The 13,105-nt window shown below is 55.9% G+C and carries 6 protein-coding genes; all 6 read left to right on the forward strand.

What is annotated here, in order from left to right; genetic code table 11:
- Positions 1–154: 154 nt before the first annotated feature.
- The 6 genes from BFQ04_RS05530 to BFQ04_RS05545 all read left to right on the forward strand — a co-directional run bounded on the left by BFQ04_RS05530 (position 155) and on the right by BFQ04_RS05545 (position 12,640).
- Complete coding sequence (locus tag BFQ04_RS05530) at positions 155–385, forward strand: hypothetical protein (RefSeq protein WP_055002011.1); 231 nt, start codon at positions 155–157, stop codon at positions 383–385.
- A gap of 562 nt (positions 386–947) precedes the next feature.
- The gene (locus tag BFQ04_RS28295; RefSeq protein WP_083217923.1) at positions 948–1,661 is read left to right on the forward strand and encodes a transposase; all 714 of its coding nucleotides are present in this window, start codon (positions 948–950) and stop codon (positions 1,659–1,661) included.
- A 497-nt stretch (positions 1,662–2,158) separates the two neighbouring features.
- Positions 2,159–2,833, forward strand: coding sequence for a hypothetical protein (locus tag BFQ04_RS05535; protein WP_065949937.1), 675 nt, complete (start codon positions 2,159–2,161; stop codon positions 2,831–2,833).
- 161 nt (positions 2,834–2,994) lie between these two features.
- Positions 2,995–3,669 (forward strand): hypothetical protein, encoded by a 675-nt coding sequence (locus BFQ04_RS28300; protein ID WP_083217924.1) that lies wholly within the window; start codon positions 2,995–2,997, stop codon positions 3,667–3,669.
- Between the two features lie 638 nt (positions 3,670–4,307).
- A complete protein-coding gene (locus tag BFQ04_RS05540) occupies positions 4,308–12,281 on the forward strand; it encodes a two-partner secretion domain-containing protein (RefSeq protein ID WP_256544556.1) in 7,974 nt (2,657 codons plus the stop codon).
- Entirely contained in the window at positions 12,254–12,640 is a 387-nt protein-coding gene (locus tag BFQ04_RS05545; RefSeq protein ID WP_083207984.1) for an SCO4402 family protein, read from the forward strand. Before BFQ04_RS05540 ends, BFQ04_RS05545 begins: the two co-directional genes overlap by 28 nt.
- Positions 12,641–13,105: the final 465 nt, after the last annotated feature.

The raw sequence follows: 13,105 nt of genomic DNA on the forward strand, positions 1-13,105 counted from the left end.
TTGATCCTAAAACGGGCAGTACGAGGCAATGGATGGAAAGCTATGACCATGCAGGAGAAGTAATCCGTGTCCACCCGAAAAGTATTAATGGGCAGCCGGTTGATGCTCAGCACTACCCTCCGACCGGAGCAGAGCTAAAGAGTTGGGGGCAGCAATGAGCATGGAAGACATAGTGGCTGACAGACTTGGAAGAGTGGTTGCTGATGGATTTGATATTTTTAAAATATCAAAAGAGGCACTTGATATTTACCAAGATCCAAACCTTTCTCTCACAAAAGATTTAGACATTGCGTTGTTGTCACTAATGGCAATGGTCGAAGGGCCAGAGTTTGAGATGACAGAAAAAGAATTTTATGATTTTTTATCTGATATTCGACAGATGTAGTTTCCAATATACCCAACTTGATCAGGCACTATCGACACCGGCCTTGCGCCGGTGTTTTGCACCCTATGTGCACCCTTTTTGCCGCCTTCCTGCACTCATCCTGTAGTCTTCTTGTACTCAAGCTGTACCCTTTTTGTAGTCCTTTTGTCTCCTTTTTGTCTACCAACCTGACGACCTACGGTCTACCTGCTCAATACGCCCTTTTTCAGCATGAATTTTCGCTCCTTAACAGGAGCAAAATCTCAATACACAACACGCACCTCTCGCGAGGTGGGTATTTTCTATATGTATCAATTAGTTATCCGGTTTCGGTCTTCTAGGTGCTGCTATACACTTGGGACTAGGGGTCAGACCACGTTTTGCGTTTTTTAGAGTTCAGTGAAGTTGCTCTTTAAAAATATAGTTTATTTTTTGGGGAAATAGGGTAAACCACGGTTTTGCGTTTTTAGAGTTTGGTAGAGTTGCTCTTTTAAAGCATGATTTGTTTTTTTGTAATTATTTTATTTTGTCGGCCTAGTGATCGACGGCTAAACTGTAAGCTCTTATCCAATTAGGGGTTTATATGGCTCGCCGTCCCAGGGTTTTACTGCCGGATATCCCGTTGCATATTATTCAGCGGGGAAACAATCGGGCTGCGTGTTTTTATTCAGATAAAGACTATATTTTTTACATTGATACATTAGCCGTGCTTGCTGAGCTGTACGGTTGTAAAGTTCACGCATTGTGCTTGATGACAAATCATGTTCATTTATTGTTGACTCCCACCTGCTGCGCGGGGGCTGGCCTACTTATGAAGGGGCTGGGGCAGCGCTACGTTCAATATGTCAATCGAACATATCAGCGAACGGGCACGTTGTGGGAAGGTCGTTTCCGCTCCTGTTTGGTTCAACAAGAAAACTATGTTTTAGCTTGCTATCGATATATCGAAATGAACCCGGTCAGAGCGGGTATGGTTGCTCATCCGGGCGACTATCGCTGGACCAGCTATACGGCAAACGCACAGGGCAAGTTATCAGGCTTTATAAGCCCGCATGCAGTCTATAGCGAGTTAGGTAGCGGCGCCGCGCAACGAGCCGAAGCTTACCGGTCTATATTCATGGATCGGCTTTCACCTGAATTGATAGAACAAATTCGATCTTCTACGAACGGTAATTACGTTTTGGGGGATCAGAAGTTCGCATCAGAGATTGCGCAGGTATTAGGTAAAAGAGTTTCACCGGGTGTGTCAGGACGCCCGAAAAAGTTTGAGTTAAAAAATAGAAGAATAGTGGTCTGACCCCTATTTCCCTATTTCCCGGGTAATAAATCAATTGCCGACTCCGATCCTGCTTTACGCGATGCTTTGCAAGCGGCTTTGGATTCAGGAAAAGCCAAGGTTCAAGGTGTAACAGTCAAAGTCGGTGTCCCCGCCCCCAGTAAAACAGGTGTAGCAGAATTTAAGGTGGAACCATGGACCAAGAAGTAATTCAGTTCGAGCGCTCGGGCGTAAACCCGAAATGGCCCTCCTACAAAAGTGTGCTGGGGCGCATAGCCAAGGGGCCACACGTCTCAGATGAATACGAGTTGAATGGCATCCGTGAATATGTTGAGCGCGGCGATGCATTTGCGAAGCCATCAATGCCTGTACCGAATAGTGACAACGTTACGCGTAGTACCTCCGAATGGATGGCCGTCACACGAGCCCATAAGGTATTGGCAACCGCACCAGATAATCCGCAATGGCTTCTGGAATTGGCCCATTGGCTGCGCTATTACCAAGTAGGAATTTGGCAGTTGTTCTTCTGGGCGGGTCAGTTCGACATTATTGCCAAAGCGGCAGGCAATGATCGACGCCGCCAAAACTACAGCATCCAAACCGCCAGCAATATGATGGCCGCCATGGCGATCCTAGGCTGGAAGGATGCCGTCATCCATCAGGGCTATCTCACCCATGCGGCTCTCAACCGTGGGCATCAATTAGTGATTGAGTACGAAGAGCAACACCGCCGCGCCCAAGCTTTTATGCTGCGTGTGTTTGCCGATTGGGTGGGCGATGTCTCGCATCAATGGCCTGCTTATGCTTACGACGAACCCATCTACGAAGCCTTGTTGGCCAAGTGGCGCACTCCCAGCCCCGACGACCTGATGCCCTGCCTATTGGCCGCGTGTGACCGCCACACCTGGCAAACCGGCAAAGAGAGCCAGAAGAATTCCTACGACTTCAATCAGGACTGGCACTTGGAACGCGTGCCGGTGGAAATTCTCTATATCCTGCGCCTGCGCCAGTGGGAGGGTTTAGCCAATCCGCAGAAGATTGATCATCCGCTGCTGGCCGCGCCCTTTGACCAATTGCCGCCCGAGCAACCGGTGCCTGAGTTGGACGAGTTGATGCAAGGTGTGCTCAAACGCGCGAGGGAAGACTGGCCACAGTACGATGAAGTGTTGTCGTTGCCAGCATTGAGGAGTTGAATGGTGCAAAGGGGGGAGGCAGTGCCACACTTCATGCGGCTGATGATATTCGGTCCTCGCAGAATAGCGTTTGGAAAGGGGAAATAGGGGTCAGACCACGTTGTTGCGTTTTTTAGAGTCCAGCAAATCTGTCCCTTTTCACTGGTGAGGGTTGCACCCTAATGACTACGTATAAGCTTGAGTTTCGTCATAGGCCAAAACTTTCAGAGCCTATTGAAAAGCGGCACGAAAATTTTCTCGAAAAATTGTCAGGCTTAGGTAAGCCATGGGATTTGGCCGGTGCTGTAGAAGTTCCCGATATTGAAGGCGAGCTTGTTGTTTCTGTTTCTTTAGATAAGTTTCTCCCAAAGGGGATAAAAGGCCGAATTGCATATTCTCTTAGAAGTGAGAAATATCTAGAAGATGATGCTCAATTTGATGACTCTCTATTCATTGAGTTTTCGAATGCTGAAATTGATTATTTAGACTTATTGAAAAAAATTTTCCCTGCGTATGTAGAGGCTTTTGGTGCCTATAGAGCTTCACTGCATGATTGGTCTGTCACTAGAAGCGACTGGCCGGCAGTATTAGCTGCATGCGATGCTACAAAAAGAGACATTAACGGGAGAGATGGCGTTTTTCGTATAAATGCGGCTAATTATTTTGATGAGAAATTATGCCTTCGCGCATTTGGGAAAAGCCCTCAACAGATTATTAAGTGTCTCAAGGGGCACGTTGAGAATGCTTCGGAATTGGCTGGAGGTGTGTTGATTGTTGTTAGCTATACGTTGCTGTCAACTAGCGAGATAACTACTACTGGAGAGCGATTAAAAGAACTTTTGGTTGGGGCGAGATAGGGGGCGTACCACGCTTTTGCATTTTTTAGAGTTCAGAAAATTTGCTCTTGGGAATAGGGGTCAGACCCTGAGGGATCCCGACAAATTCACCCTTAGCTCTGCGCTTGATGTCGCACCTCATCACGCAGAGCCCGCTCCAATATTTCCAAGTATCCTCGTCCTCCAAAATCTGTGCAGAATCGCCAGTATTCCAGGCCTGGTCGCCACAATGAGAGCACTCCAGTTTAGAGACGCCCGGCCCTGTCGCAGAAGTCCCATCGACTAGTTGCGCAAAACAATAGATATCCTCCCTGAGTTTCGGCGGCTTCTCCCGAGCTCAGGTAGGCCTCCACTGACGTGGCAGCAGCTGAGTCAATCCCACTCGCCCGCTGCGCCAACGCTATTAAAACCAACCCCACCCCTAAATTCCGATAAGTGGGATCCAATTCACACATTCCCTCGCGAACTTTTCCCCCGTTCCTTGTACTAACTTATTCGGCGATCTGATGGCTAAGTAATGGCATTTTCCCGATATGGCAATAAGAGCTGACGTTCTATCTCCAGCCAGCCTGACGATCGCATGTCGACAGTAATGAGCGAGCCCCCAGCGCCGGTTACTGCTGCATGTCCTTAATGCCCGCTGCAACGAGACTACGAAAATGGATGTTCGACAATTCGCCTTCCTGGCCCGCCAACCTTCTGCTGCCCTGAAGCCGCGAAACGCATTCTTCGGCCTGCCCAAGCGCGGGCTGGCGTTGATCCTCGCCAACGCGCTGTTCTGGCAGCCGTTGCTGGCCCAGGCCGAGGGCATCGTGGTCAGTGCGCCGGGTACCACGGTGGGCGCGGCGGGCAATGGCGTGCCGGTGGTGAATATCGCCACGCCGAACGGCGCGGGTCTGTCTCATAACCAGTTCAAGGACTACAACGTCGGCCCCAACGGCGTGATCCTCAACAATGGCAACGGCCCTATGGTCAACACCCAACTGGGCGGGATCATTGTCGGCAACCCCAACCTCAAGGGCGGCGCGGCCAACGTCATCCTCAACGAAGTCAACGGCGGCAGCGCCAGTCAGTTGCGCGGTTATACCGAAGTGGCGGGGCAGTCGGCCAAGGTCATCGTGGCCAACCCGTACGGTGTGACGTGCAGCGGTTGCGGCTTTATCAATACGCCCAACGTGACCCTGACCACGGGTAAGCCGGTCATCGACCCGACCGGCCAGTTGAAAAGCTACCAGGTCGATGGCGGTGCCGTGACCATCGACGGCGAAGGCTTGAACGCCAGCAACGTCGAGCGCTTCGACATCATCACCCGCTCGGCCAAGATCAACGCACAAATCAACGCCCGCGAACTCAACGTGATCGCCGGGCGTAACGACGTCGATGCGCAAAGCCTGAAAACCAACGTGCGCGCTGACGACGGCAGCGCCAAGCCGGAGCTGGCGATTGACTCGTCGGCCCTGGGCGGCATGTATGCCGGCGCGATCAAGCTGGTGGGCACCGAGGCCGGTGTGGGCGTGAAGCTCGACGGTACGCTCGCAGCCAGTGGTGGCGATATCCAGCTCGACGCCAACGGCCGCCTGAGCATGGCGCAGGCGGCGGCCACCGGTAACGTCAAGGTCAGCGCACAGACCGTCGACCTCACCGACAAGGTCTACGCCAACGGCAACGTGCGACTGAGCAGCGCCCAGGCCCTGGTCAACCGCAAGAGCATTGCCGCCGGCCAGCGCATCGAGATCAACGCGACCAGCGTGAACAACCCCGGCATCATCGAAGCCGGCGTCGCTGCCGATAACACCCGCAACACCACCGGCGATCTGGTGGTGAGCGCGCAAACCGTCACCACCAGCGGCGACCTGCTGGCCAGCCGAGGCCTGGCGATTACCGCCGCGCAAGCGCTGACCAACCAGGGCGCGATCATCCAGGCCAAGAACATCGAGGTCAGCAGCGCCAAGCTCACCAACCAGGGCGCCACCGCGCGCCTGTTCGGCGAGCAGAGCCTGGTGATCAGCTCGCCGGCCATCGTCAACCTCGGTGGCCTGATCCGCTTCGGCGAAGGCCAGGCCGCCACGCTCAACAGCGCCTCCCTGGACAACCGCCAGGGCCGTATCGAAATGGCCGGCGGCAGCCTCGCGCTGACCAGCGCCGACCTGAACAACAGCGGCGGGCAAGTCATCGCCAACGACCTGAGCGTCAACGCCGGCAACCTGAACAACCAGAACGGCGTACTGGTAGCCAAAACCGCGACCGTCAATGCCAGCGACCTCGACAACAGCCTCAAGGGCCTGATCCAGGCTGACGGCGGCGCGCTCAACCTGGCCGTCGCCAACACCTTCAACAACAACCAGGGTTTCGCCCAGGCCAGCACCGACCTAAACGTTACGGCCGGCACCCTCAGCAGCAACGCAGACGGCGTACTGAGCGCCGACACCGGCAAGCTCACGCTGGCCGCCGCGCAACAGCTCAACAACGCCCAGGGCCGCTTGCAGGCCGGGCAGGGCGATATCGAACTGCACGCCGCCCACCTGGATAACCAGAGCGGCGTGATTGTCGGCAAGCAACTGCTGCTCGACGTGGCCGGCGGCGACATCGACAACCGTGCCGGGCGCGTGTTGGGCGACCGCCTCGACCTACGCGCTTCCGGCCTCGACAACCGCAATGCCGGCCTGCTGGCCGGTGGCGCCCAGGGCGTAAGCCTGCTGCTCAAAGGCCCGGGCCAGTTGCTCAACGCCCAGGGCCGCATCCAGAGCGAAGGCCTGCTGCAACTGCAGGGCGAGCGCTTGGACAACAGCGCCGGCATCCTGCTGGGCCAGACCGTCGACGTCACCGCGCAGACCTTCACCAACAGCAACAAAGGCGCGCTGGTCAGCGATGGCGGCGACGTGGTGCTCAAGGTCAGCGACCTGCTCACCAACGCCGGCGGCCAGATCGACGCGGGCGAACGCAGCGTGCTGGTCAAGCAACTCACCACCCTCAACAACGACGGCGGCACCCTGCGCGGCAAGCGCCTGGACATCGCCGCGCAGCAGCTGAACAACGACAACGGCCAGCTGCTGGCCGGTGCCGAAGGCGTGACCTACAGCGGCCAGGACCTGAGCAACCGCAAGGGCCTGATCCTCAGCAGCGGCGCCCCCACCGTGCTCACCACCACCAGCCTGCACAACCAGGGCGGCACCGTGCAGGGCGACAGCCTGAGCGTCACCGCCAACAGCGTCGATAACGGCAGCGGCGGGCTGATGGCAAGCCTGGTCGGCAACCTGCAATTGACCGTCGAAGCCCTAGCCAACCGTGGCGGCAAACTGTTCGGCAAAGAACACGTGACCGTCAGCGGCGCCACCCTTGACAACAGCGCGGGCGGCCAGGTCAGCGGCAATCAGATCAGCCTGACCTCACGCGACACCCTCGCCAACCAGGGCGGCCTGATCGAAGCCAACCAGGGCCTGACCCTCACCGGCGGCAACCTGGATAACAGCGCCAGCGGGCAACTGCGTGCGCTGGGCGGCACCAGCAGCAGCGTCAACCTCAGCGGTGCGTTGAACAACCAGAACGGCACCCTCGAATTCGGCAGCCAGGCCTTCAGCCTTGACGCCGCCAGCCTCAACAACCAGAACGGCATGCTGCAACACGCCGGCACCGGCCTGTTCCACCTCAACACCGCCAGCCTCTCCGGCAGCCAGGGCAATATCCAGGGCATGGGCAGCGCCGACTGGGCCTTCGGCAACGTCGACGGCCTGGGCCGCGTGCAACTCAACGATGTGCTCACCTACAACAGCGATCAGGCGCTGGCCCTCAAGGCCGGCGACCGCATGGCCAGCGCCAAGGGCTTGATCCTCAACGTGGCGAGCCTGAACAACGGCGGCGAACTGCTCAGCGACGGTGACATCAGCATCACCACCGGCGATATGAACAACAGCGGCCGCGTCTCGGCCCTGCAAACACTCACCGTCGCCGCCAACAACCTCAGCCAGAACGGCGGCCGCCTGGCCGCCACCAATACCCGCCTGACCCTGGGCGGCACCCTGGACAACCTCGGCTTCCTCACCGCCCGCCAGCAACTGGATATCGCCGCCGCGCAAATCAACAACCGTGGCACCCTCGGTGCCCAGGGCGCGGTGAACCTCACGGCGGTCAACGGCATTACCAATGCCGCCGATTCGCTGCTGTTCAGCGGCGGCGACATGACCTTGCGCGGTAACAGCTTCAGCAACCTTTACGGTGATGCCTACAGCAAGGGCAGCCTGACCTTTTCCGCCGTCAATGGCGGGCGCGCGGCAGGTTTCAGTAACCTTTCGGGTACTGTGGAAAGCGAAGGCAATATCGGCATCAATGCCGCATTCGTGGAAAACGCCAAGGCAGCGTTCGAACTGGGCCAGACACTGACCACTGGTCGTATAGAGTGGGTGTGTGGCCAGCATTGCGGCGGCCATGACTCGTTCAAGCGCGGGCAAATCAACATCTACCAGACCTACCTTGAGTCGGCGATCAAGGACTCGGCGCCTGCTCGCCTGGTCTCCGGCAAAGACCTGGTCATCCAGGGCGACAACGTTCAGAACCGCTACAGCCTGTTGGCTGCCAATGGCAACCTGAGCATCAGCGCCAATGACCTGCTCAATCAAGGCGCGGGCAGCCGCACCGGCCAAAACACCATCGTCGTGGGGACTCCCAAAAGGATCGACATCGACTACTGGGACCAGATGGAGTTTCGCGACATCCCAGCGTTCAACGCCGCCGTCGCTGCGGGCAACTTCGATCTGGCGCGGTTTGAAGCGCTCAAGGCGCGGTCTTCCGATGACCGTTTTGCCGAGGTCAGTAATGTCACCACTTGGACTGACAACGGTGGCCCAGGCTACGCGGCCACGCTGCAAGCCGGCGGCACGGTCAACCTCAACGTTGCTCGCACCCTGCAAAACGGCACCCTGCACGAAAACACCTTGGCGCAACTCACCGGCCGACTCGGCGACGACCAGACCGGCATCCCCGTCGGCGGCATCAACATCAACCTGAGCAAACACGCCAACGACCCGAGCGCCCAGGCCCCCGGCAGCGTCTTGCCCGTCGTGGGCGTGGCCCCCGGCGGCGGCTTCGTGCCGGTGGACTACACCGGCACCGCCTTCGCCCCGGTCGACCCCACCACCTCGCCCACCTTCCAACTGCCCAAGGGCGAGTACGGCCTGTTCGTCAAGAACGCCGACCCCACCAGCCACTACCTGATCGAGACCAACCCCGAATTCACCTCGGTGTCCGGTTTCTTCAGCTCCGACTACATGCTCGGCAAACTCGGCTTCAACGCCGACAACGCCTGGCGCCGCCTCGGTGACGGCCAGTACGAAACCCGCCTGATCCGCGACGCCGTCCTCGCGCAAACCGGCCAACGCTTCCTCGCCGGCGGCCTGTACAGCGACGCCGACCAGTTCCGCTACCTGATGGACAACGCGCTGGCCAGCAAAGACGCCCTGCGCCTGAGCCTCGGCGTGGCCCTCACCGGCCAGCAAGTCGGCGCCCTGACCCACGACATCGTGTGGATGGAAAACCGCGTCATCGACGGCCAGACCGTGCTCGTGCCGGTGCTCTACCTGGCCCAGGCCGACTCGCGCAACGTGCGCGGCAACAGCCTGATCCAGGGCCGCGACCTCAACCTCGTCACCGGCGGCGACCTGATCAACGTCGGCACCCTGCGCGCCAGCAACAACCTTACCGCCATCAGCAGCGGCAGTATCTACACCGGCGGCCTGGTCGAGGCCGGCAACAACCTGAGCCTGCTGGCCCAGGACAGCATCCGCAACGCCATGGCCGGCGAAATTCGCGGCAAGCAAGTCAGCCTCACGGCCCTCAAAGGCGACGTCACCAACGACACCACCGCCATCCAGGTGCGTGACGGCGTCGGCATGCGCACCCTCACCGACACCAGCGCCGGCACCATCGTCGCCCGCGAAAACCTCGCCATCGACGCCGGCCGCGACCTCACCAACCGAGGCGCGCTGGTAGCGGGCAACGACGCCAACCTCACCGCCGGCCGCGACCTCAATTTAGTCGCCGCCAGTGATACTCGCGTGAAGCACGAATTCAGCGACGGCGGGCACAAATCCAGCATCACCACCGACGTCAAAAACCTCGCCGCCAGCGTCACGGCGGGCGGCAACCTCAACCTGCAGGCCGGGCAAGACGTCAACATCATCGGCAGCACCGCCACCGCCGGCAAAGACCTCAACATCGCCGCCGGCCGCGACCTCAACGTTGCCTCGGTCAGCGACATGCACAACGTCGAAGGCAAGGAAAAACACGGCAAAAAACGCATCAAGACCTCGGACGACCAGACCACCCAAGTGGCAAGCGTGCTGACGGCGGGTGGGGATTTTGTCAGCCAGGCTGGGCGTGATACCACGATTGTGGCGAGCAGGATCAGTGCGGGGAATGAGGCTTATCTGTATAGCGGGGATAAGTTGAGTTTGTTGGCGGCTGAGAACAGTACGCATACGTTGTATGACATGAAGAAAAACAGCGGCTGGGGTTCCAAGAAAACCCAGCGCGACGAGGTCACTCGTATTACTAACGTCGGTACTGAAATCAAGACCGGCGGCGACCTGATACTCAAGAGTGAAGGAGATCAGACCTATCAACTTGCCAAGCTTCAAAGCGGCAATGACATCACTCTGGACAGTGGTGGCGCGATTACTTTTGAAGCGGTCAAAGACCTGCATCAGGAGAGCCATGAGAAGAGCAATAACAACGCGTTTTGGGTTTCTTCCAAGGGCAAGGGCAACACCGACGAGACCGTCCGCCAGAGTCAGCTGATCGCCGAAGGCAATGTGGCAATCAAAGCTGTCGCCGGTTTGAAGATCGACATTAACCAAGTCAATCAGGAGACAGTCAGCCAGTCCATTGATGCGATGGTTAAGGCCGATCCACAGTTGGCTTGGATCAAGGATGCCGAGAAGCGTGGCGATGTGGACTGGAGGCAGGTCAAGGAAATCCACGACAGCTTCAAGTACAGCAACTCGGGCCTGGGGCCTGCTTCGCAGATCATTATTGCGATTGTGATGGCGGCAGTGGTTGGGCCTCTAGCGGCAGTCGCGGCAGGTGGTGGCACTGTGGGCGCTGTCGCTGGTGCTGTAGCGGCGGGCGCGTCTACGAACGCGACTGTCAGCGTAGTCAACAATCGGGGCAACCTTGGCGCTGTGCTCAAGGATGTTACTTCTTCGGATGCTATGAAGGGGTATGTCATTGCCGGCGCTACAGCAGGTCTGACGGCGGAATATTTTGGTGATTGGACTGGAACCGAGACAAACACGGCAACTGGGAAAATCACAACGCCAGGAATACTGAATAGCTGGCGGGGTGTCGGCCAATTTGCGGCTAACCAAACGCTGCAAAGTGGTACTTCCATGTTGTTGAGCAAAGCACTCGGGCAAGGTGGTAGTGCCAGCGATGCGCTTAAAAATGCGTTGTTTAATACTTTGGCGGCAGCCAGTTTCAATTTGTTGGGTAATTACACGAAAAATGTGTTCGCAGATGGTTCGGCACCAAAGGTCGCGATTCATGCCATGGTAGGCGGGCTGTTAGCGGAGGCCACTGGTGGAGACTTTAAAACCGGCGCATTGGCAGCAGGTGCGAGTGAGGCTCTAGTCACTCATCTCGATTCCTTGGTCAAAGGCGACGATGACTTGCTTACGATGAGTTCGCAAATCGTCGGTGTGCTAGCTGCTGCAGCGCAAGGGGATGTCGATGCGTCCAAGCTGGAGAAGGGCAGTTGGGTCGCTCAGAACGGAACGCAATACAACTATCTAAACCACAATCAGCTTGAAAGAGCCGCCAAGAAAATAGCCGCGTGCACGGATACCTCCTGCATTGAAGACACCACTCGTAAATTTAAAGAGTTGAGTCTTCAGCAGGATATTGAAGCGATAGCGGGCTGTAAGGCTGATCCTTCGACTTGCGCGGCACGGTCGAAAGAAGTCGCCAATACCATGGCAGACCTGAACCCCATCAAAGATATTGTGGAATATGGCTCGCCGAAGGCTCGAGAAGCAGTACAGAACCTAATTAATTCAAACTTTGAATTCCAGGAGATGTTAGCAACAGCGACGACTGAGCATACTGTAGGAGCTATGGTCGATACGCTTAAAGCGAAATGGAACCTTAGTGATGCGCAGGCGCAAGAGATCACCAACGATTTGAAAATCGCTCTTGCGGTTGGCTTAGGTACAGCCGCTGGAGCCTTGGCATACAAACGCGCGGTTGCTAGCGCAGGAAAAGATGCTCCGACGAAAAATCATAATCCTACGAGTGCCAAGACAGACTCTGAACCAACGCAGAGCGAATTGCCGAAAATTTGGGATGTTCCAGACACCACGATTGCCAAATTTCCAGATACTTGGGCAGTAACGCCAAATAAGAAGGGGGTAGGATTTAGATGGCAAGATCCAAAAAATCAAGGTAATGGCGTACGGATAGATAAGGGCGAACCTGATATTAGCCAGCCTACTCAGCAAGTGGATCATGTTATTGTGAGGTCCAATGGCCGGGTGATAGGTAGGGACGGCAAGCCTGTTAGTGGATCGATTAAGGAACATGCGGAACAAGTCCATATACCTCTGAGCGAATATAAGAAATGGAAAAATTGGAACTCTCCGAACTGAAATTTCCTAGTATGAGAGAGGAGCTTATCTCATACTTGAGTGGGTTGTCTGACCTTGACTATCAGTACCAGGCTTGGGTAGAGAGGTCATCGCCGAGTTTAGATTATGACGAGTTTAATTACACAGTACATTTTTTATACGATGATACGAGTTTGGCTGAAAACGCTTCCGACTGGATAGGTTTGGTCCTCAGGGATGAAAAAGAAGCAAGGTCCATTGAAAACGTGGTAAGTGCTCTTAATGTGATTTTTGATAAATATGGCACTGAACTTTCTGATAGGGAATATTTGGAGAAAAATGAGTGGTTGTGGGTGGTTAATGCATCTAAGGACGCTCTAAGTATTCTGCTTTCAAAGTAGATTTATCTTCCTCCTTATTTTATATCGCCCGTTCATCGCTAAACGCTTATAGACCGTGAAGCGTGGGGGCGTGGCAGTGTGGAGGAATTTCGAAACTATCACAGCTTTCACTGAGGGGAATACTCATGCGTATACACCTCAGGAAGAATAGTGGGCTGCCCCCTATTTTTCGCTGACAAAGGTGCAAAAAAATTGCCACTTGACGTGCCCAGTATTAGTGGTGGTGTAGATGTCTTGGATTATAAGTCTAGGGTTGAGTTTGGTTGTAAGTTACTAGGCTATGGTGTCAGTCAAGGGTGTAAACCATGACGTTGAATACATATCCCCGAATAAAAGTTTTTTTCGCATTCATGTTGTGCCCCTTTTTTTCGGGGGTGGCCGCTGTGCCCTTAATGTTGATTTCGATATTGATAACGGTGTTTAAGAACTCATCATTAATTGGGGAGGTGAGAGGGGGTGAGGTTT

This window comes from Pseudomonas sp. 37 R 15, assembly GCF_900004865.1.
In the GTDB taxonomy this organism is placed as follows: Bacteria; Pseudomonadota; Gammaproteobacteria; order Pseudomonadales; family Pseudomonadaceae; genus Aquipseudomonas; species Aquipseudomonas fluorescens_AM.

Excerpts from the sequence above, each read along its gene's own strand:
- BFQ04_RS28300 (WP_083217924.1), top strand. The coding sequence starts at position 2,995 with ATGACTACGTATAAGCTTGAGTTTCGTCATAGGCCAAAACTTTCAGAG.
- BFQ04_RS05545 (WP_083207984.1), top strand. The coding sequence starts at position 12,254 with ATGGAAAAATTGGAACTCTCCGAACTGAAATTTCCTAGTATGAGAGAG.
- BFQ04_RS05530 (WP_055002011.1), top strand. The coding sequence starts at position 155 with ATGAGCATGGAAGACATAGTGGCTGACAGACTTGGAAGAGTGGTTGCT.
- BFQ04_RS05540 (WP_256544556.1), top strand. The coding sequence starts at position 4,308 with ATGGATGTTCGACAATTCGCCTTCCTGGCCCGCCAACCTTCTGCTGCC.
- BFQ04_RS28295 (WP_083217923.1), top strand. The coding sequence starts at position 948 with ATGGCTCGCCGTCCCAGGGTTTTACTGCCGGATATCCCGTTGCATATT.